Genomic DNA, 21,072 nt, shown 5'->3' on the forward strand with positions numbered 1-21,072 from the left:
CAGCTATATAAGGTAAACTTAAGAACGATGGCCAACTGATTGACACTTCCTGTGTAGATCAAGGATTCGGCCAGCACCGCAGGTTAGAATCTAAGTTCCTTCTACAATAGGTTTAAAAGGGATTACAAATAACCAGCCACCGGAAAGCTATCGGCGGCTGGTTATTTAACTTTCAGTATGTTCCTGGTTTTCGGTAGACAGCAAACTTTATTGCGGGCATCCCTCCAGCGTGCGTATACAACCTGAAATCTTGCACGAAATACAACATTTGTCTCCTTAAATCGGCGGTAATTAAAGATTGTTGTATGAAATACAACATTTCTCCTTCCTCGAGCGGCCTACCGGGGAAATTCTTGCATTTCGTACAACAATCCTCCCTAACAGCCCCGTATCCTGGCAGGCAAGTTGCAGAAAGTACAACATTTGTATCCTCGCCAGGTGGTCTTAAGCCATTGTTCGGTTGCATCTGATTCCGGGAAGCGATTTCGTACGAATCTGCTCCGGAAGTAGTAGAAGTAGAAGTAGAAGTTTATAGTCATAGGATATATAAGAGGCGCTCCCCCAGGAACTGTATCCAGGGGGGCGCCTTATTTATGCCTTGCAGAACAGAACAGCTACACTCTGTTTCCGTGCTAGACTTATTTCAAATAATTCAGCAGGATCTGCGCAGCTTCTGCACGGGTGGCGGCAGCCTTCGGAGCAAAGGTTCCGTCCGCCCGTCCGTCCACGAAGCCAAGCGAAGCGGCTGCGGCTACCTGATCCGCTGCCCAGCCGGAGATGTCCGCAGCATCCTTCATAGAAGTGATGTCTACAGCGGCCGGGATTGCACCATGCTGGAGCTTATAAGCCCGCATCAGAATGACAGTCATCTCTTCGCGGCTGATCTCTGCATTCGGCTGGAAGGACACCGGACTCCGTCCGGTAATCAGCCCTACCTGCACCATGCCGGAAAGAGCATCCCTGTACCAGGCATCTTGCGGAACATCGGCGAATGCGGTGTTCCCGCTGCCACTGCTGTCGCCGTTCCCGCTGTCGTTCCCGCTGGTGCCGCTGTCGCCGTTCCCGCTGTCGTTCCCGCTGGTGCCGCTGTCGCCGTTCCCGCTGTCGTTCCCTCTGGTGCCACTGCCGGCACCGTTATCGCTGCCGTTGCCGCCATTGCCGCCCAGCTGCAGCGCACAGGCCATCAGCTGCACGAATTCAGCCCGGGTAATGTTCCGGACCGGCTGATAAGCCTGCTCCGTGACTCCCCGGATCAGATGTTTCGCAGACAGCTCACGCAAGGCTTCGAACGCCCAGTGCGTGACTGGAACATCGCTGAATTGCTTGGAATACTCCAGCAGCGCGTACGTGCCGCTGCCCTCGAGAAGTCCCTTTAATCTGCCCGCTTCAGCTGCTCCGCCCAGATAAGTGAGTGTATCGTCACTGCCCACACGGTACAGGCCAAGCAGCCTCGAATCAAGTCCATCCGCTGGCCAGCTGACGCTTACCGGAACCGGATAATCCTCCAGATGGAGCGCTGTTCCGTCTGCCTTTACCAGACTCAGGTCGTAATCCATCAGCTTGCCTGCCAGCGCTACGCCAGCTTCTGTCTTCAGCTTCGCAGCTTCCAGTGTCTTAGGCTGCGCCTTCAGCACAATCTTGGCACCGCTGCTCCCGCCAGCAGGCAGGGCTTCGGCCAGCTGCTTCAGCAGCTCCGGCGCCAGTACCAGCTCTATTCCGTCTCCCTGTACACGCAGGGAATGGGTTCCCAGCAGCGTCCCGGCATTCACCGGAAGCTCAACCGCAGCCGCTTGACCTACCTGCACTGTAAGCACACCGTTCACCGCAGGGCTGCTCAGCTGAGTGGCAGTAATGACTGCAGCCGAAGGACCCGGCGTTGCGGTAGCCTGTGGTGTTGCCGCAGGCTTCGCCGTAGATGACGGCGGACTGGTTGCTGTCACCGGCGGGTCCGTTGGTGTCGCCGGAGGATCTGTTGGTGTTACCTGCTGACGGCTGACAGTCAGCTCAATCGTCTCTGTATCGACCGCATCCATATAAGCATACTCCCCGATCATACGGGTGTTCATAACCTCAACCTTGTATGCCCCTGCATCAGATATAGCAGCCTTATCCAGTGTCAGACTGCTCCCGGCCGCACCGTCCAGCACAAGATCGTTCTTCAGCCAGCGGTAGCTCAGCTCTCCATACACAGAATTGGCTACAACGTTAAAGGTAACTGATTCCCCTTCCTTTACCGGATTTACACTTGCCGTGAACGACTGGATCACCGGTACTTCATGTGCCGGATAGACCTTGAGCACCAGCTCTGTTCCGGTGATACGTTCCGGATTCACCTCGGCTTTGCCGGTCAGCACCACACGGTACTGCGTTCCGTCATCTTCAATTCCCGGCGTGAAACGGTATACTGCACCGGTAACACTCGTTAGCGGCAGCCAATCCCCGCTATCCGGACGTTTTACTTCCCAACCGATAGACTCCACGTCACCAGTTGCATCAACGAGCAGCGTCAAGGGTTCGCCCTCAACGGCGTCCCTCGCAGAAGGCAAATCTACCGCAAAGGCAGGGGGAATCCAATCTACCGCAGCCGGGAGCACTTGCAGAATGTATTCTTGCTCGCCAGTTAAGCCGCTATCGTCTGCCACAACCGCCTTATACCGGTAGCCGCTCATCGCTTCCGTCAACGCCGCCAGCGTCAGGCTGTCGCCCGAACCGACCGGCTCGCCATAACCATAGCCATCGCCCTTGTCGAGGTACCAGGTGAAGGACAATGTTCCTTCTCCTAAACCGGCGGCGCGGAGTACTCCAGCTGAACCCGCCCGCATCAAGCCTTCACTGACAATCTGCACCTCCGGCGCCTTTTGGTTCCATTTCGCAGTCAACGTCATTACACCCGGAACGGTCTGATTAGCAAAATCCCATTTCTCGGATTCGTTATACCAGCCCTCCAGCACATAACCTTTATTCATTACGGCCGGAGCCGTTAACTGCTCGCCGTATGCAGCCTGAACGACTGTCTGTCCCGGACTTCCGCCATTCGCGTCAAAAGTAATATCATAGCGCCCGTTCAGCTCGGTCAGAGCACTGATTTCACTATTGCTGAGGTTACGGACTTCAATTTTCATCCGCTGGTTATCCTTCGCCTGGTCATCCGCTACTCTCACTGCTGCACCGTCACTCTTGGACGCTCCTTCAACAGTGATTACTTTATTATTGCTTTTGTTAATGATCTTGTAGTAATCTCCGTCTTTCTCCAGCTTCCACTGCTGCGTATCCGGTATCGTTCCAGCAGCTTTGATATTCTGACACAGCTGCTGGATCGCTGAACCGGGAAGAATATCGAGCACATGGCCGCTTTGGACCGATTGGATCTGATAATAGCCTGTACCGAGATCCAGGAATCTCCACAGCTGATTATTACCGTCACCGTTAGACCACTGGTTAATCACCGCCAGCGGATCACTGGAGACTCTGTCCACATCCAATGCTTTTCCGCTGTGCTTGGGCTGGATTTTGACCATTTTCTCCGGAATGATCTTTCCCGCAATCGAGCTCATGAATCCGCCGCTCGTCTTATCAATCGTGAGACTGTCGACATTGAATCTGCCGGTATCTCCTTGTTCGCGGATGAATTCAATCGTATTCTTACCGGCTTTGAGGTTCAAGGACTCCGTACTGTTAGCCCAGATATCCCAATTCGCCGTCGGAGTTAAAGACACTTGCTTGATTCTCTGTCCGTTAACCATCATCGACATGGTAATATTCGAGCTTTGTACCCCGGAATACCGCAAGGTCGACGTATAGTCAGCCGTATTAGGGACGTTTACTTCAAACTTCAGCGTGTCCCCGGTCTGCTCGAATCCGCCTACGAACCCGTTGCCCTCATACCATAAATGATCCCTGACAACCTTGAGGCTTCCTTGCCGGGTGGCATCTTCGGCCTGATACCTCCACGGAGTACGCTTGTTAAGATGAATACTGTCCATATTTAGAATGCCGGAGTTTCCTGTTTCATTTTTATAAGTAATTGTGTTTTTACCCGCCTTCAAGCTTAACGTGTCAAGCTGCTCCTTCCAGACGGTAAGCCCGCCGGTAGAAGGGAGGGTAATATTCTTAATCTTCGTGCCGTTCAAATACAGGCCATAGGTTGTGCCTGCAGCTTCTTTGGCATATCTCAGCTTCACATCATAAGTGGCTGCATTCTCAACATTTACCGCGAACTCTACGGACGAACCCGCTTTGGACAGCCCGGTAACATAACCTGTTCCCAGATTGCCGTCTTTGGCGTAAACAACTGCAGCATCGTTACCGCCAGTCAGCTTGGCATCTTCTGCTCCATAATGCCAGGTAGTTGCTTCTGTTACGGTTATAAAGTCCAGATTGACGTTGCCGGTATCGCCTTCGTCATATTTATAAGTGATCGTATTTTCCCCTTCTTGAAGGAAAACATTATCATAGCGGTCGGCCCAGCTGTCCCAGCTTTTTAGGCTGAAGAAATCGACCTGCTTAAGCTTTTGTCCGTTCACATACATAGTCAGCGTCCGGTCATCGTTGAATCCCAGGCTGTAGCCCAGCTTAACCGAATAGCTGCCGGCAGCAGCGGCATTTACCTTGAATGAAACGGCAGAGTTAGAAGTCCAGAGTCCTCCGGCAAATCCCGTTCCGCTGTAACCCGGATGATCTGCGTCGGCCTTTGCATTGCCGGACAGCATGGCATTTTCTGCTTCATACAAGGTGCTGCGCTTGATAATCATCGCATCCAGAGCCAAAGCACTCTTGCCGGACAGGCGGATTGTGTTGCTTCCGGCGTTAAGCGGAAGGTTATAAACAGATTTCAGATCGAAATTCGCCTCAAATCCGGCATTCGAAGGGAAGGAAAGATCGCGGGTTGCTCCCCCATTAACGCCTAATTTCATAGTAACCGGATTCGCCGTGTTATTGTTGTATCTGAAATCCAGCGAGTAGGTCCCGCCAGCCGTAGTGTTTACTGTAAACTCTATATAGTCATTAGTGCTGCTGTTATTGTATTTTTGGTATACGCCGCCCGAAGCATAAGCGGTTCCTCCGGGGATTCTCGCTACTCCCGACAGCTTTGCCTCCTCGGCTTCATAGATTTCGCTTCTCTCTTCTCCGGAAGGTCTGTTCAGGACTGTGCCGGGGTTGGAAGGAATGCCAAGATTGATGAAATCATTATCATCCCAGTGAATCCGCTGCGCTCTTATGCCTCTGTTCCCGCCGCCTTGCCCGTGGGTCGGTATGCCGTGATACAGAATCCAATCCTCGCTGTCGTCTTCGGACTTCAGGAACAGGGGAGAGCCGGGGCCATACGAGCTGTTCTCATCCGATCTTTTCATCACAGGCTCAGGATATTTGACCCATGAATCCGCATTCATCACGTCTGAGGATGCATCCGCAACGGATACGCCTACCGCATAGTTATCATTCATAAAGCTGCTGGCAGAGTAGGCAAAATAGATTTTACCGTTTCTCTCGACTACCGCAGCGCCTTCGTTGATATTATCGTTTTTCTTTTCCCAATCATATTCCGGTTTGGCCACCGTGCCTTCCGGCCCCTCCAGGGTCCACGGGTTCTTCATTTTGACAATCGTCGGACTCTCATCGAATTTCGTATTCTCCGGGTTCTGAGGGTCCTCGAAATAATAGTATTTGGTATAGGTGAAGTAGGGTTCCCCTTTAATCGTAACCACGCCGCAGGCCAAACCGTAGCCTTCCGTGTTCAGCAGTCCCTGCTTGACCGTAACCTGCCCGTCGCTGTCTTCATTGGCGGATTCGCCCTTCAGCTCCCAGGTTCCTTCAAAAGGATCGGGTGATGCGTTCTCCAGAACGTAGGAGCTTGGATGCCCATATCCGAAGCTGTCCTCCGGGCCGGAAGAGAAATACAGATACCACTTGCCGTCCAGCCGGTAGACATATGGACCCCACACATAGCCGAAGTTATCGGGCTTCTTCCAGACCACTTTGCTTTTGGCCGTAGATACGCCGAGAATGGTTTCATGCCTCTTCAAGGTGATGTTATTATCGCCTGAAGATGCAGAATAGTAATAACCATCAGCTGCCCTGGCCACGGTAGGATCAGCACCGCCCATAAGCGGGTTAACGTAATTAGAAGTTACATCCGCGTAAGAGATGCCTGACAGCAGTAAAGAAAGTATCAACACCAGGGGGAGCAGCTTTGAGCTTTTTTTCCTCATATGAATCTCCTTTTCTAAGCAATTTCTGATCATTTTGACAAAAGTTATGTTCACTTGCCCTCCTCCGCAAAGATATGACCCTGCTTTTTTTGAAACCGCTTACCATTAATTGCAGCGCTACGCTTCCATTATAAAATAAGAGCGGAACTGTTTTTCCGCATCATGTTTTGCGATATTTTGAGCGATTGGCCGAGCCGGAGAGGGGGCGGGGAGAGCAGCCCGGTGTTCTTGCTATATTTTTAGCTTTCTTATGTTATTTTGACTGGTCTTTATTGTAAAATTTCGGATTGATTATTGACAAGTAAACTTGGCGTATTATAATGAAGATGCCAAGTTTACTTGTCATAATCAGAGGAGGATTTCTAATGGAAAAGGAACTGATATTAGAAAAAAGCAGACAAGAGAAGAACGACGAAGGAAGAGAATTTGTTCATAATAGAGGCAGGAAATTTGGAGTCCTGGGTATGCTGATTATTTTTAGCATCCTGGCTGTTTATAATTTTTACGATAATCATCAAGAGACGAATACTGCATTAGTTGCGGTATTTATGGGGTATTTAGGCTGTGAAAGTGTCGGAATCTATAGTATAACTAAAAAGAAATTAGATTTAATTAAAGCTATCGCAGGACCTGTATTAAGCATCTATTTTTTCGTAAAGTACTTTTTAATTGCAGGATAGGAGTCAACATGAATGATAAGCTGATTTTGAGAAACAGGCTGCGGGAGGCCAGGGCAGAGCAAAAAATATCCCAAGCTGAGCTGGCAGAAATGGTGGGTGTTTCAAGGAATACGATAAGTTCGATTGAAACCGGACAGTTCAATCCTACTGCTAAGCTGGCGCTTGTTTTATGTATTGCTTTGGATATGAAATTTGAAGAATTGTTTTATTTTGATCTGTAAAATACAAGCCGTTTGTAATCTTTTCCCCTCCAGCGGTTAATAATGCTTAGGACTAGCAGGCTGGAAAGGGGCATGGGATGAATGAAACGCAAACTTTTACTGACCGGAGCGGCTGGAAGGATCGGCAACGCACTCTTCAAAGGGCTGAAAGAAGACAGCAGATATGAAGTAACCGGCGCAGATATACAGGCAGACGAAGAGCAGGGGATCGCCCAACTGGACATTAATGATGAAGCACGGCTGGCGGAGCTTACTAAGGATGTCGAGACGGTGCTCCACTTTGCCTGGATTAAGGATGAAGACGATTTCCTCGGTAAGGTGCTTCAGGGGAATGTAGCGGGTGCGTATAAGCTGTTTGAGGCGGCGGTGCAGAATGGGGTGCGGCGCATTATATTCGCCAGCTCCAATCATGCGACCGGTTATTATAAGTCGGATGAGACAACGGGACCGTCAGACCCTTACCGGCCGGACAGCTTCTATGGATTAAGCAAATGTTATATCGAGCTGCTCGGCCGTCTGTACTCGGATCAGGGCAAGATTTCTTCACTGAATATCCGGATTGGCAACTTCCCCGGGGATGACCGTCCCCATTCGGAGCGGGCAGGGCATATCTGGATCTCGGAGCGTGATTTGCTGCAGCTGGTCAACTGCTGTATTCAGGCGGATGAGGAACTGCAATATTTGAATCTGTACGGGACCTCGGCGAATAGTGACAACTATTATACCATTGGTTATCTGGAGGAGCTGATCGGATACAAGCCCCAGGATGATGCGGCGGAGCTGCTCGAACAGGCGAAGGCGGAGGGCCGGGAAATACGCAAGGATGAAACCGAATATCAGGGCGGGCAGCAGGAGTAAGAAGCAGCGCAATCCGCGATTTCTGTTACCTGTATATAAAGAAGGCATGCGAAGATTATCTTTCGCGTGCTTTTTTTGTGCAAGCCATATACATACCTATACATACAAAGAAAAGGCTGAAACCCATTCCGAGCAAAGCACTGCTGTCCAGGGCTCCGGGGGAGTGCTGCATAGTCAGCAGGGTGTATTGAGTGACTACGATGGAGACTAAGGCGTCGGTGAAGCTGAATATTTTGAGTGTGGATACAATGGGACCCTTCAAATTCCGGTTGGCCGTCATACCGTAAACTGCTATCCCAAGCTTGGTGAATGAAACGGCAGCGACGAGATACACAAGGTTTCCGCTGAAAATAAGGGCATCCCCGAGGACATACATCCGCAGGGAAACGAGCAGATAACTGATGCCGAGCAGGCATAGGAACAGGCCGCTGCGCCTGTAAATGATGTGCTCCAGCTGGAGCCTCTCGCCGGGTTGTTCGATTTGTTTGACGGCTGCGAACTTGTGGAGCGCCTGACCTCTTGCCGCACTGAGAATCAAATAATAAATGGCGTTGGTGATCAACCAGCCGGAAAGGAGGTACACGCCAAGAATCAGCTTGCCTGCACCGATCACCGCATTAACAGCCAGCGATACGGCGTTGACCATGGCGGTGCGCTCCTGATAATCCTCCCGGTAACGGTCGAGTAGCTCCCTGATGTGAATCCCTCCTTTCATCCCGCTTCATACGGTCTATAGCATTCTACAATCCGGATGTTAATAAATTGTTAAAGCTCTGGGCGAAGGGGGCACCCATTTGATATGACATTTAGCTTCAGCACCACGGACCTGCGGTATCCGTTCATCGGGCCTGCGGGACTTTTTTCGTATTTCTCCCTATGGTAAACTTTAGGCAAATCATCTAGGGGGCTGGACATGAGAAAGAGTATACTGGCATTATTATTTCTGTTCTGTTTGACTGCTTGTGGATCTTCAAATGGAGGACTCACCACGAAAGACTTAGCCATAAAAAAGGTGGATGATGATAAAGCGGTTGTTCAATATGGAATGAATCGTGTGGATGCGGAAAAAGTGCTTGGTGAAGGCGAAGATATAAAAATCGGCAATTCATTCGCTTACAGCTCCGGAGTAAGGATTATGTACCGTGAGGATAAAGTGGCGGGTATTAATTTGACTGAAGAATCGGAGGATATGTATGAGACGGTCGGCGGTTTGATAATCGGAATGTCCAAAGAGGATGTTAAAAAAATCTATGGGGATCAATATCTGGCGGATCTTGAGAAAAATTTGGATTATGCTTACGATTCAGACAGCAAACAGTTTGTAAAAGAATCTGAGTGGGCTAAAAATATTGAAGATAACACAAAAATTCATCTCATTTCAGTTATGTTTGATGGTAACGGATATGTACGTAGTATTCTGTTAACAGATAAGCAAATGGCCATGACGTATAGATGAATTGATGATGGTGCGTTCCCCTGCTGGCATTCAGTGGGGGATTCACCTGTTGTATGGTACCGAGAAGATCCGGACTCTATTCGCCAACTCATGGATTATGGCGGAGTAGTAAGGGGATACACGTCGCATTTATAATAGCCGCTGCCCGTTTTGTTCGGCAATTTGAATTTAGAGCATACATAAAGTAGCCCATCGACCTAAGCGGGCCGGAGGGCTTTTTTTCATAAATTACATCCACATATTTCCTCAATAACCCTTAAGTGTATTGTAAATTCCTGTCGAGAAACAGACTGTTTGTTCGCCTTTATATAGTGTAGGCTTGATGCATACATATTAAAGGAGATGGATTTTGTGGAGCTTTGGAAAAGCGGGTCAACGAAAGTAATTATGGCTATATTTGCGTGTGTGTTATTCTTCTCATTTCAATCAAGTACATATGCGGCTACTGTAGGTAATAAACTCACAGCACCAGAGGCTGGTTGGACTAGAATTAACGATAACGTCAACAAGGTATATTATACCGGTAATTGGGTTACACCAACCCTTTCAGGTTATTATGGAGGATCGATAAAATCCACTGCAACAATTGGCTCAAAAGTAATGTTCCGGTTTTATGGAACAAAAATTCGAATCATGTCTGATTCGTCAACTAGTGCAACACATACATCTAAAGCTGAAATTCAAGTTGATGGATTGAAACAGAATTTTCATATTAATTATGCTAATGAAAGCTTTCAACATCTTGTATATGAAAAGACCGGTCTGGAACTCGGAATACATGAAGTAGTAATTACTTGTACTGAGGAAAAGGTTACATCTCTCGATGCCTTCGATATCGATAGCACAGGATACCTTGTAGACTGGTATAAGGCAAGCGAACTTACTGCAGCACCGGGGAACACAAACGTAACATTAAAATGGAATCCAGTTCCGGAAGCAACGGGTTATGTGATTAAATATGGTACCCAACCAGGAATTTACACTGATTCTGTGACTGTCTCCAAAGACGTGTATCAGGGATATACTGTTGAAAACTTGCAAAATGGTACGCCTTATTATTTCATTGTGCATGCATTTTTGGGAACAAATGATACTGGGACTTCCAATGAAGCGACTGCCACTCCACAAGGGTTAGTACAGCCTGAGCCAGCGGGTGATCGTGCTATACTTACCATTTATCTTAACAACAGAACCGAAAAAGAATACGATCTGTCCATGACCGAAGTGAATGCCTTTATAGACTGGTATGACCAAAAAGATGCAGGTGTGGGCACGGCCAAATATGCTTTCATCAAAGCTTGGAATAAAGGGCCGTTTATTAAACGCACAGAGTATGTAGTATTTGATAAGATCCTAACCTTCAACGTAGATGAATACGCAGCAGAAGAATAAAACAGTATGACAAAACAAACCCGCCGGGCTTATTCCTGACGGGTTTGTTTTTCATCCTATATCCTCAAGCAATTCCTTAGAATTATTCCGTACATTCCCCACAGCCGAAGGGACTTTATAAGCCCGCATTTTCGCTGCATCGTAAGGCTTCAGCAGTTTTAATAAGGACTCGAGATCGTCATTGTCTCTCCCCAGCCAATCGGCCTCATCTTCAGGTCTCAATATTACCGGCATGCGGTCATGAATATCCTCCATCAAACTGTTCGGAGTAGTGGTGATGATGGTGCAGGTGCTCAGTTTCTTTCCCTCCGGATCTTCCCAGGTGTCATACAATCCGGCGAAGGAGAAGAGGCTGCCATCACTCATGAGGATCCGATATGGCTGCTTGCTGGTCCCGTCTTTTTTCCACTCATAAAACCCATCAGCCGGAATGATACAGCGCTTGGTTTTAAGCAGCCGTTTAAAGGCAGGTTTTTCGGCGACTGTCTCCGCGCGGGCATTGATCATCTTACTGCCGATCTTATCGTCTTTGGCCCAGAACGGCACCAATCCCCAACGCAGTTCCCCAAGGCGTTTCCCCTCGTCACTGGCGATTACCGCCGGAACATTATGCATGGGAGCTACATTATAATTGGGTTTCAGTGTAGCTAATTTGCTGTCATCGATTAAGTAGTGCGTAATTAGTTCTTCCAGGGTGACCGTAATGGTAAAGCGTCCACACATATAATCAACCTCCTCATCCAATTATAGCGCTTGGCTTCTATGGATAGAGGAGGTAAGTGTTGGATTGATTATCCGGTTGCAGTTATGCCAGCTTACTTCACCTTAATATTGCGTGTTGCCCGACTGGCTGGTTTTACCTGAGGCAAAGCCCTTAAACAGGGTGGGTACATTGTGATAGCGGGTGTTGGTGATTTTTGCGGCGCTGCTGCTGCTGTCTGTACGGAAGATGGAATCTTTGGCATTCGAGATGTCAGAGCTGTCCAGTGTGAAGTTCACGGCGTAGGAGGTTCCGCCGTTCTGGCGGGCCAGCTTGCCGATGTCGTCGGCTCTGAAGTTCTTAATGTTGATTGTGCCGGCAGCGTTTGCCTGGAACACTTTATCGTAGGCTTTATATGCACCTCCGCCAGTAATATTGACTGTACCGGAGGCTTTCAGCGTCAATGCATCCTCGCCCACATCCTGCCAGGTCACATTAGAGATTGTAGCGTTTCCGTAACAGTGCACCCCGTCTGCGCCGGGAGCACCGATAATTACATTTTTGAGTGTAGCATTCTTCTCCAGCCGGAAGATTGGCTTCTGGTTCTCTGCCTGGCTGCCATCTCCAAGTGTACTCGCATTGGCGACATAAGTCTGGCCATTGCCGTTAAAGGTCTCTCCTGCTGGAACAACAATCGTTGTACTGACAACAATTGGCGTTGCAGCGGATACCTTGGCCGGACTGGCAACATAGAACGAAGACAACATGACAACCGACAGGAGTAAGCCCACAACCTTTTTCAATAATATTCCGCCCTTCAACTGTAGAGTATAGATCCGGCGAACCGGTATCTTGCAGGTGTCCTGACCAGATGTGCACCTCTGCCCGCACCCGATATATAGGATATTCGGAACACGTGTGCATAGAACAAATTAGTTCTACTGAGATCAATTACCATATTTCCGACACAATTTGGAGGGAGCTCCAAGCTCAGTTATAGTGTATAACAATAGTAGAATGGAGGAGATTACATTGAGGCAGGAAGAACTTATCCACGAGATTATGAACAATAATATGACAAGAGAGAAAGAAGAGAAAGTAAGAAAGTATAAGATTCTGAATACATATGCCAAGAAAGGACAGACCGTAATGGCCGGCTCCTCACTGATGGAGTATTTTCCGGTTAATGAATTACAGCAGACGCTGGAGAAGCAGACGATTATTTACAACCGCGGAATTGCAGGCTATGTAACCAGTGAGCTGTTAAATTCCCTGGAGGAATGTATTGTTGAGTTGGAGCCTTCTAAGCTGTTCATTAATATTGGCACCAATGACATCAGCTCAGCAGACGGCGAATATCATGTCGGGAATCTGCTTGCGAATTATAATGAGATTCTGACGCAGATCGGAGCAAGGCTGCCGGAATGCAATGTGTATGTCATGGCGTACTATCCGGTGAATGCTAAGGCCGATTTCAGCGGAGTGGATCAAGAGATGAAGGCGGGAATGTTCAGCACCAGAACAAATGCCGCGTTACGCGAAGCCAATGCCGAAGTGGAGAAGCTAGCAGCGCAGCATGGATATGCGTTCATTAATGTGAATGAAGGGTTGACGGATGAGGAAGGGAATCTGAACGAAGAGTACACGATGGACGGGATTCATATGTATGCGAACGGGTATGCAGTGGTCCTTAATAATCTAAAAGAATATCTATAAGCGTAGGATAGAATGCAAAGCAGCGGTCCTCTGGAGCAGGAGAGCCGCTGTTCAGTTATACCACTGCCCTTAGATCAGTTCCCCTCTCCGCTTCAAATACACATACAGCACAATTCCCGACACGGAGCAGACCGCAGCGCATAACCCGATGAAGCCATAGCCCGCCTGCAGGCCGCGCAGCAGACCAAGCTCGCTTGAACGGCCATAGACCGTCTTAACGAGTTCAATCACCCAGCCGATAATATAGTTCCCGATAACACTGCCGAGACCCATCAGCGTGACTACAAAAGTAATCGCAGTATCACTCCCGTTAGGATAGCGACGGGCAATAAAGGCCATGACGGTAGGGTAGATGATCGCGATCCCTGCGCCGGACAAGGCGAACAGAAAAGCCAGGCTTTCCCCGCCGGCCAGCGCTGCAAAGGTACAACCTGCCGAGAGCATTGAGAAAATAATCAGCGAGAGCACGAAGCCGATCTTGTCTGTCAGCGGTCCGATAACGAGTCTTCCCAGCGAGAACAGGAGGAAGAAGGCGGACAGCATGCCGGAGGCCTTGACGGTATCCCAGGCGTAAGCTTTTTCCAGAAAATTAACCAGCCAGCCGCCAACGGCGAGCTCGGAGACAACCCCGAAGGACAGGATCATTACCATCATCCAGAGCGCAGGATCGCGCATCAAGGTCTTGAAGGAAGTGCGGTCCTCATGCGGCAGATCATCCCCGGGAAACGTACTGCGCAGCGCCGACACAATCGGCAGCAGGCAGAGCGACAGCATCACCAGATACATCCCCCGCCAGTCCAGCATATGTCCAAACACACTCAGCGACATAACCCCGGTGGCCAGCAGCGGCGCTACAGTCGAACTCAGTCCATAGAAGAAGTGGGATAAATTCATCATCATCCCCGTGTTTTTTACAAAAATACGTGCTCCCAGAATCGCCAGGCCAATCTCCAGCATCCCGTTGCCGATGTACATCAGGAAGTAGGAGGAAGCGAATAGAGGGTAGGTATGCGACAGGAAAATCAGTACTCCGGAGAGAACCATTGAACCGAATGAAATAATGCTGACCGCCTTGATGCCCCATTTGCGGACGAGAATAGCAGTGAACGAACAGGCGATGAGGTAGCCCAGCGCATTCAGCGAGAGCAGCGTACCCAGCTGTCCTTCATCCAGATTGAAAGCGAGCTGGATCCGCGGGATTGCGGGTCCTTTAATATTTTCCGAGATCCCGAAGACGACAAAGCCCAGAAAGATGGTTACGAGCTGCATGATATAGATCGTGTTGCGTTTGCCTGCAGAATTGCGTGCTTGAGCCTTCAAAGTGATGCCTCCTGAATGATGATAAAATAATGTTTGGCTTACTTCCGTTCCACCAGCTGGAACCGGTAGGTCAGGCTTTCCATGGTTGTTGTAATCAGTCCTGCCATGTATTCCCGGCGGGTGTCATTCTGGATGATCAGCTCAGGCATATGCTCGGGCGGAATAATCTCCCGGCACCCGCTGCGCAGATCCTCCAGCATCTCAGGCGATATATTGTCACCGGTGACAAGGATCGTAGCAGGGTTAATAATGCTGATAATGGATACCAGTGCATGTATAGCCAGCTTGACGGAATCTCCGCCCTTCTGCAGGAGCTGCAGCTGCTGCTCCCTCGGAATGCCATAAGGCAGGTAAGACACTTCTCCGCTGAAAAAACTGTTCCCGTTAAGCAATCGTCCATTCACCATAAAGCCGGCCCCCGGGAAATGGTTCTTGGGGAAGGTCAGCACGGCAAAATGGCTCTCCGCATCCGGAAACAGCCGCTGATACAAGCCGTAAACCGTCAGATTCATATCGTTCTCGATAATAATCTCAACCTCTTCATAGCGCTCCTTCAGCAGAAGGCCAAGGGGCTGATCTGCGAGCGCCGGAACATCACAGATCCCAATCCGGTCCTGCTGGACTACACCGGGAATGCCGATGCCGACCGCCTGAACATTCGGGTGAACCTCAATAATCTGATCCAGCCAGTCCGTTAAGGTGTCTACGGTAATTTGCTCATGCACCTTGTCCGTTTGCTCCATAATCTCACCATTCAGATTCGCCAGCGCATAGCTAATGGATTGAATCCCGCCCTCCGAACGCACGATCATACAGATCATGAGGGAATAATTGGCGTTGAACTGATATTTCCGCGCCGGTCTGCCTCCGCTGGATTCCTCCCACCCAAGCTCCAGAATCTCCCCGGTCTGAACCAGTTCATTGAGAATGGTGCCGCAGGTGGCTACACTCAGCCGGGTCTGTCCGGCGATGGATGCTTTGGTGCCTGTGCCGGATGTGCGGAGTATATTTTTCACCAGTTCCACATTTATTTTCTTCACCAGCTGTGTGTTATGAGACGGATTTACCATAGCGCAACCTTCCTCCCGGATGATTATAATCCTATTATTAAAAGAGTTGTAATAAGTGTATTGTAGTGACTTCCCGGCAAATAAGCAAGAGATGATTAGCAGAACCGCACCGCAGCATTAACACATGATCAACGAAGCTCGCTTGGTGTCCGCTGCTTGACCTGTTTAAATACACGGTTGAAGGTGCGGATGTTGGAGAAACCGCATTCCAGCGCGATATCGAGTATGCTTGTGTCTGTATTCAGCAGCAGCCGTTCGGCCTGATTGACCCGGATACTATTGAGGTACGAAATGTAACTCATGCCCGAGATGCTTTTGAAGAAGCGGGAGAAATAGAACAGGCTCATGTTGGCGTGACGTGCGGCGTCGGCAAGGGTGATGGGTTGCATGTAATTGACGTCAAGGTATTCCAGAACCTCCTGCATGATCTTCATATTCGTAATGCGCCGTTTATCCTTATGAGGATTGACTAATCCCAGCGGCATATGCCGCAGAATCAATGCGCACAGCTCGTGTAAAAGGCCGGTCATCAGCTGCTCGTGATGCGGAGGCTTCAGAAGATGCTCCTGCAGCAGCTCTTGCATAATCGCGGACAGACGCCGGTTAATGAGCTCATCCTCCGGTGTGGACGGCCGGTTCTCCCGGAAAGGAGAGGTGAGCCGCAGATTCAGGGGCCAGCCTGCAGGGAAGCCGATCAGCGCCGGGTTAAAGATGACAAGAATAAGCTTCGATGTGTTGTCCTTGCTGTCATAATAGTGAATATCTCCGCTGCTGCATACGGCCAGATCGCCTGCCTGAAGCACCCGTGTTTCAGAGTTGATCCCCATCCGGATCGAGCCTTCCAGTACATAGATGATCTCCAGATCGTTATGCCAATGGGCCAGGAAATCTATATTGTGACTCACAAATGCAGTGAAGGGAAAAGCTGTTCCATACGTTCTGTTCTCGTGAAAAGCTCTCATGATATCTCCTGTTCTGATCTCGCTATTTAAATCTAAACATAGCAAAAAATGACCATCCATACAAGCAAAATGGCGAGCATCCCCCACCGGTTTGGATTACAATTTCTTCAGGGTATAGACGTGCTATTCAATCCAAAACCAAATTTGATTTCAGGATAAAAAGGAGAACTTGATATGGCGAAGAAGGCATTGATTGTAAAAGGCGGATGGGATGGTCATGAACCGAATGAGGTTGCGGCGATTTTTGCCGGCATTCTGGAGGCTGAAGGGTTCGAGGTAGAGGTGTCGGATACGCTGGACAGCTTCAACAGCGCTGAGGCGCTTAAGGAATTGAGCCTGATTGTGCCTGTATGGACAATGGGTGAAATTGCGGGTGAGCAGGTGGCAGCAGTGCTTGCGGCTGTGGCTTCCGGGGTAGGCATTGCCGGTTGTCACGGCGGGATGTGCGACTCCTTCCGTAACAATACAGAATGGCAATTTTTGACCGGGTCACAGTGGGTGGCGCATCCCTTCAACGACGGGGTGGACTATGAAGTGAACATCGTAAGATCCGGCTCCAGCCCGATTGTGGAAGGCATCCCGGATTTCAAGGTGAAGTCCGAGCAGTATTATCTGCATGTAGATCCGGCGGTAGATGTACTGGCTACTACGACTTTTGTGCTGAGCGAAGGCGACCATTCAGCGAACGGTGTGATCACCATGCCGGTTGTTTATACGAAACGCTGGGGCCAGGGCAAGGTATTCTATAATTCGCTTGGACATCATGCGGATGTCTTCGATATTCCGGAAGCCAAGGAACTGATGCGTAAAGGCTTCATCTGGGCAGCAAAATAAACCGAGACAAGGTGGGACTCATTGTGCGTAAAGTGAAGGTAGGCATCGTCGGCTGCGGGAATATCAGCGGCATTTATTTTGAGAATTTGACCGGAACCTTTGTGAACACGGAGGTCTACGCCTGTGCCGATCTGGACCCTGAGCGGGCCGCGCAGGCAGCGGAGAAATATGGAGTTCCTCATGTATGGACGACAGAGGAATTGCTGGCTTCGGAAGAGATAGAGATTGTCGTGAATCTGACGACACCTAATTTCCACTTCGATGTCTGTAAGCAGGCTCTGCTGGCCGGTAAGCATGTGTACGTGGAGAAGCCGCTGTCACTGACGCTAGAGAATGGAACCGAGCTTGTTAAGCTGGCAAAAGAAAAGAATCTGTTCGTCGGCTGCGCGCCGGACACCTTCCTCGGAGGCGGCCTGCAAACCTGCGCCAAGCTGATTGCGGACGGCTATATCGGAGAGCCGGTTGCCGCAACCGCCTTCATGCTCTGCCATGGTCACGAGAGCTGGCATCCAGACCCTGAGTTCTACTATCAGGCAGGCGGCGGCCCGATGTTTGATATGGGGCCTTATTATCTTACGGCGCTGGTATCCTTGCTCGGCCCGGCGAAGACGGTATGCGGGATCACCAAAACCTCATTCGCCACGCGGACGATCACCAGTGAGAAGAAGTTCGGCAAGGTGGTTGACGTCGAAGTCCCTACACATGTGGCCGGAACCATCGAGTTCGCGAGCGGTGCCGTGGCTACGATGATTACGAGCTTCGATGTCTGGCACAGCACGCTGCCGCGGATCGAAATCTACGGCTCGCTCGGCACACTGATCGTACCCGACCCGAATACCTTCGGCGGTCCGGTCCTGCTGCGCCCGGCGCACAGCACGGAATTCCAGGAGATTCCGCTGATCTACAATTATGCCGGGAACAGCCGCGGCATTGGCGTAGCAGATATGGCGCGCTGCATCGGGACAGGAGACACCCCGCGCGCGAACGGTGAGCTGGCGAATCATGTGCTCGAGATCATGCACGCGTTCCACACCAGCTCGGACACTAAGCGCTATGCGGAGCTGGCGACCCGCTGCGAGCAGCCGAAGCTGCTTCCGCTGGGGTTGGTTAAGGGTTACTTGGAGTAGTTAATGTAGCTTGCATAGTCAAAAAACGGCGATCTGTCCCCGGGTTATGGGGATGGATCGCCGTTTTCGTGCGTGGCTCAGCTACCCTGGTTCGTACCTTGTCGCACTAGCAGACTGACTAACCCGCCCCGTACCTTGTCGCGCCAGTAGTTTGACTAACCTGCTCTGTACCTTATCTCGCCAGCCGTCCGACTAATCTGCTCCGTACCTTGTCGCGCCAGCCGTCTGACTAACCTGCTCTGTACCTTATCGCGCGAGCTCCCGATGCTGACCAATCGAAATAAGTGGAAAAACGACGTTTAATATCTCATCCAATACTAAAAATAGGATAATAAGTGGAAAAAGTACAATTAATTCTGCCGAATATGCCTTTCACTAGAGAAATGGAGTAATTAGATGCTCTTTATCCACTTATTGTTTATAGTCTGTTTGATTATTGGAATTTAGATGTACATTTTCCACTTAATTAATATTGGACTAGAGACAAACTTATCAAAAATGAGCCACAACTGCGATACATGTACAATTTCCCGCTGCAGATTGCTCACGCACCCTTGCTTTAACCCAATATTACTGTTACTTATGCATAACGAGAGACTCTCTGGAGTGACGCGGCCAATTAGTGTTAAAGATACTATTCATTTATCTATACTACGCAAACATCTGTCTTACGCACACCGCACACCGCAGCGGACAGGCACTATTGACAACCTGTATATACAGGTTTAAACTGTGTGAAGTGTTTGATCTTGTATATACAAGTTTAATGATTGAAATACAGCAATTCTTTTGGAGGTGCTTAATTTGACCCAGTCCCGGTATTCAGAATGGTGGCGCCGGTCCACAGTGTATCAGGTGTACCCGAAGAGCTTCAAGGACACGACAGGCAATGGAACAGGAGATATAAGAGGCCTTACTGAGAAATTGGATTATTTGCAGGAGCTTGGGATTGATATCGTCTGGCTGCAGCCGGTCTATGTCTCGCCCCAATATGATAACGGTTACGATGTTGCGGATTATCAGAATATTAACCCTGATTTTGGCACGATGGAGGATTTCGATGAGCTGATAGAGGAGCTGCATCGGCGCGGCATGAAGCTGATGACTGATATTGTGGTCAATCATACCTCGACGGAGCATGAATGGTTCAAACAGTCGATTTCAGGCAAGGACAACCCGTATCGTAATTATTATATCTGGAAGGACCCGGCACCAGACGGCGGCCTGCCGAATAACTGGCAATCGAAGTTCGGTGGGCCTGCCTGGCAGTTCGATGAAGCTTCAGGACAACATTATCTTACCTTGTTCGACAAGACTCAGGCCGATCTGAATTGGGAGAATGCGGAGGTCCGCAGAGCGGTCAGCGATATGATGCTGTTCTGGGCACGCAAGGGTGTGGACGGGTTCCGGATGGATGTCATTAATTTGATTTCCAAAGACCAGCAGTTCCCTAATGATGACGGGAGTGTACCGCCGGGGGATGGACGGAAGTTCTATACAGACGGACCACGGGTTCATGAATACATCAAAGACATGTATGAAGAGGTATTCGGCCCGTTTGAGATGGTGACGGTCGGGGAGATGTCCTCCACTACCCTTGCGCATTGTATCCGCTACTCGAACCCTGAAGAGCGGGAGTTCTCCATGACCTTCAATTTCCACCATCTGAAGGTGGATTATCCGGGCGGACGGAAGTGGGAGCTGATGCCCTATGATTTCGAGGCATTGAAACGGCTGTTCAGTGAGTGGCAGACCGGAATGCAGCAGGGCGGAGGCTGGAACGCTTTATTCTTCAACAATCATGATCAGCCGCGGGCGCTCTCTAGATTCACCGATGATGATGTCTACCGCGAAGAAAGCGCGAAACTTCTGGCTACAACGCTGCATGGTCTTCAAGGAACGCCATATGTCTATCAGGGCGAGGAAATCGGCATGCCGAATCCGAAGTGGAAGGGCATCGAAGAATTCCGCGATATTGAGTCCCTGAACATGTACCGCATTCTGCAGGAACAGGGCAAGAGCCCGGAAGCGGCCCTCAGCATACTGCAGGAACGTTCGCGCGACAATTCCCGTACGCCAATGCAGTGGAATGACAGTCCGAATGCCGGATTCACCAGCGGTACGCCCTGGCTTAAGGTCGACGAGCGGTACCCGGACATTAATGTGCAGAAGGAGCTGGAGCGGCCGGATTCGATCCTCCATCATTACCGCAAGCTGATTGCTCTGCGCAAAGAGCATGCTGTATTTATCGACGGTGTATTCCGCAGATTGGATGAAGGTCATCCCGAGGTGTTCGCTTATGCCCGGACAGGGATAGGGGAGACACTTGTTGTGGTCTCGAACTTCAGCAGTAAGGAGATTAGCTTCCGGTTCGCGGACAAGCATTGGGCAGACTTAAGCCAAGCGGGTACGGACAAGCTTCTAACCGGTAATACAGACGATGCACCTGCATTAACCCAAGAGCTTCAGCTGAGTCCTTATGCTTCCTATATGTGGTTAACAACATCTAATACTTAAGGAGTGATGA

16 protein-coding genes are annotated in these 21,072 nt (G+C 49.8%); 9 read left to right on the plus strand and 7 right to left on the minus strand.

From position 1 onward, the window contains the following. Positions 1 to 638: 638 nt before the first annotated feature. Positions 639 to 6,209, minus strand: a complete 5,571-nt coding sequence (locus NSQ73_RS07835) for a CBM35 domain-containing protein (RefSeq protein WP_340986015.1) — start codon at positions 6,207 to 6,209, stop codon at positions 639 to 641. A gap of 365 nt (positions 6,210 to 6,574) precedes the next feature. Here NSQ73_RS07835 and NSQ73_RS07840 point away from each other — a divergent pair, with 365 nt between their 5' ends. The 3 genes from NSQ73_RS07840 to NSQ73_RS07850 all read left to right on the plus strand — a co-directional run bounded on the left by NSQ73_RS07840 (position 6,575) and on the right by NSQ73_RS07850 (position 7,968). After that, positions 6,575 to 6,889 (plus strand): DUF6442 family protein, encoded by a 315-nt coding sequence (locus NSQ73_RS07840; protein WP_340986016.1) that lies wholly within the window; start codon positions 6,575 to 6,577, stop codon positions 6,887 to 6,889. A gap of 8 nt (positions 6,890 to 6,897) precedes the next feature. Next, positions 6,898 to 7,110 (plus strand): helix-turn-helix transcriptional regulator, encoded by a 213-nt coding sequence (locus NSQ73_RS07845; protein WP_042138960.1) that lies wholly within the window; start codon positions 6,898 to 6,900, stop codon positions 7,108 to 7,110. Between the two features lie 81 nt (positions 7,111 to 7,191). After that, positions 7,192 to 7,968, plus strand: a complete 777-nt coding sequence (locus NSQ73_RS07850; RefSeq protein ID WP_340986017.1) for an NAD-dependent epimerase/dehydratase family protein — start codon at positions 7,192 to 7,194, stop codon at positions 7,966 to 7,968. Between the two features lie 55 nt (positions 7,969 to 8,023). Here NSQ73_RS07850 and NSQ73_RS07855 read toward each other — a convergent pair whose 3' ends face one another. Continuing rightward, entirely contained in the window at positions 8,024 to 8,683 is a 660-nt protein-coding gene (locus NSQ73_RS07855; RefSeq protein WP_340986018.1) for a hypothetical protein, read from the minus strand. A gap of 198 nt (positions 8,684 to 8,881) precedes the next feature. Here NSQ73_RS07855 and NSQ73_RS07860 point away from each other — a divergent pair, with 198 nt between their 5' ends. Then, positions 8,882 to 9,424, plus strand: a complete 543-nt coding sequence (locus tag NSQ73_RS07860) for a hypothetical protein (protein ID WP_340986019.1) — start codon at positions 8,882 to 8,884, stop codon at positions 9,422 to 9,424. Positions 9,425 to 9,775: 351 nt separating this feature from the next. After that, entirely contained in the window at positions 9,776 to 10,816 is a 1,041-nt protein-coding gene (locus NSQ73_RS07865) for a fibronectin type III domain-containing protein (protein ID WP_340986021.1), read from the plus strand. A 51-nt stretch (positions 10,817 to 10,867) separates the two neighbouring features. On the opposite strand, the gene NSQ73_RS07870 is transcribed toward NSQ73_RS07865, so the two are convergent. Beyond that, a complete protein-coding gene (locus NSQ73_RS07870; protein WP_340986022.1) occupies positions 10,868 to 11,539 on the minus strand; it encodes an SOS response-associated peptidase in 672 nt (223 codons plus the stop codon). Positions 11,540 to 11,641: 102 nt separating this feature from the next. After that, entirely contained in the window at positions 11,642 to 12,283 is a 642-nt protein-coding gene (locus NSQ73_RS07875) for a pectate lyase (RefSeq protein ID WP_197074405.1), read from the minus strand. A gap of 265 nt (positions 12,284 to 12,548) precedes the next feature. Between NSQ73_RS07875 and NSQ73_RS07880 the strand changes: the two genes are divergently transcribed. Further along, positions 12,549 to 13,232 (plus strand): GDSL-type esterase/lipase family protein, encoded by a 684-nt coding sequence (locus tag NSQ73_RS07880; protein ID WP_340986023.1) that lies wholly within the window; start codon positions 12,549 to 12,551, stop codon positions 13,230 to 13,232. Positions 13,233 to 13,301: 69 nt separating this feature from the next. On the opposite strand, the gene NSQ73_RS07885 is transcribed toward NSQ73_RS07880, so the two are convergent. The 3 genes from NSQ73_RS07885 to NSQ73_RS07895 all read right to left on the minus strand — a co-directional run bounded on the left by NSQ73_RS07885 (position 13,302) and on the right by NSQ73_RS07895 (position 16,584). Further along, a complete protein-coding gene (locus NSQ73_RS07885) occupies positions 13,302 to 14,501 on the minus strand; it encodes an MFS transporter (protein ID WP_340989227.1) in 1,200 nt (399 codons plus the stop codon). Positions 14,502 to 14,590: 89 nt separating this feature from the next. After that, entirely contained in the window at positions 14,591 to 15,622 is a 1,032-nt protein-coding gene (locus NSQ73_RS07890; RefSeq protein ID WP_340986024.1) for an ROK family protein, read from the minus strand. Between the two features lie 128 nt (positions 15,623 to 15,750). Beyond that, positions 15,751 to 16,584, minus strand: a complete 834-nt coding sequence (locus NSQ73_RS07895) for a helix-turn-helix transcriptional regulator (RefSeq protein ID WP_340986025.1) — start codon at positions 16,582 to 16,584, stop codon at positions 15,751 to 15,753. Positions 16,585 to 16,758: 174 nt separating this feature from the next. Here NSQ73_RS07895 and NSQ73_RS07900 point away from each other — a divergent pair, with 174 nt between their 5' ends. From NSQ73_RS07900 to treC, 3 genes are all read left to right on the plus strand, one after another. Continuing rightward, positions 16,759 to 17,418 carry a ThuA domain-containing protein gene (locus NSQ73_RS07900; RefSeq protein ID WP_340986027.1) on the plus strand — a complete coding sequence of 220 codons (660 nt, stop codon included), beginning with the start codon at positions 16,759 to 16,761 and terminating at the stop codon, positions 17,416 to 17,418. Between the two features lie 23 nt (positions 17,419 to 17,441). After that, positions 17,442 to 18,545 (plus strand): Gfo/Idh/MocA family protein, encoded by a 1,104-nt coding sequence (locus tag NSQ73_RS07905; RefSeq protein ID WP_340986028.1) that lies wholly within the window; start codon positions 17,442 to 17,444, stop codon positions 18,543 to 18,545. A gap of 804 nt (positions 18,546 to 19,349) precedes the next feature. Then, positions 19,350 to 21,062 carry an alpha,alpha-phosphotrehalase gene (gene treC / locus NSQ73_RS07910; RefSeq protein WP_445669484.1) on the plus strand — a complete coding sequence of 571 codons (1,713 nt, stop codon included), beginning with the start codon at positions 19,350 to 19,352 and terminating at the stop codon, positions 21,060 to 21,062. Positions 21,063 to 21,072: the final 10 nt, after the last annotated feature.

This window comes from Paenibacillus sp. FSL R10-2736, from assembly GCF_038000245.1.
Classification (GTDB): domain Bacteria; phylum Bacillota; class Bacilli; order Paenibacillales; family Paenibacillaceae; genus Paenibacillus_AQ; species Paenibacillus_AQ phytohabitans.

Bases quoted from the DNA above. Each gene is read 5' to 3' on its own strand.
- NSQ73_RS07835 (WP_340986015.1), bottom strand. From the start codon at position 6,209: ATGAGGAAAAAAAGCTCAAAGCTGCTCCCCCTGGTGTTGATACTTTCT.
- NSQ73_RS07840 (WP_340986016.1), top strand. From the start codon at position 6,575: ATGGAAAAGGAACTGATATTAGAAAAAAGCAGACAAGAGAAGAACGAC.
- NSQ73_RS07845 (WP_042138960.1), top strand. From the start codon at position 6,898: ATGAATGATAAGCTGATTTTGAGAAACAGGCTGCGGGAGGCCAGGGCA.
- NSQ73_RS07850 (WP_340986017.1), top strand. From the start codon at position 7,192: ATGAAACGCAAACTTTTACTGACCGGAGCGGCTGGAAGGATCGGCAAC.
- NSQ73_RS07855 (WP_340986018.1), bottom strand. From the start codon at position 8,683: ATGAAAGGAGGGATTCACATCAGGGAGCTACTCGACCGTTACCGGGAG.
- NSQ73_RS07860 (WP_340986019.1), top strand. From the start codon at position 8,882: ATGAGAAAGAGTATACTGGCATTATTATTTCTGTTCTGTTTGACTGCT.
- NSQ73_RS07870 (WP_340986022.1), bottom strand. From the start codon at position 11,539: ATGTGTGGACGCTTTACCATTACGGTCACCCTGGAAGAACTAATTACG.
- NSQ73_RS07875 (WP_197074405.1), bottom strand. From the start codon at position 12,283: ATGTTGTCTTCGTTCTATGTTGCCAGTCCGGCCAAGGTATCCGCTGCA.
- NSQ73_RS07885 (WP_340989227.1), bottom strand. From the start codon at position 14,501: ATGCAGCTCGTAACCATCTTTCTGGGCTTTGTCGTCTTCGGGATCTCG.
- NSQ73_RS07890 (WP_340986024.1), bottom strand. From the start codon at position 15,622: ATGGTAAATCCGTCTCATAACACACAGCTGGTGAAGAAAATAAATGTG.
- NSQ73_RS07895 (WP_340986025.1), bottom strand. From the start codon at position 16,584: ATGAGAGCTTTTCACGAGAACAGAACGTATGGAACAGCTTTTCCCTTC.
- NSQ73_RS07900 (WP_340986027.1), top strand. From the start codon at position 16,759: ATGGCGAAGAAGGCATTGATTGTAAAAGGCGGATGGGATGGTCATGAA.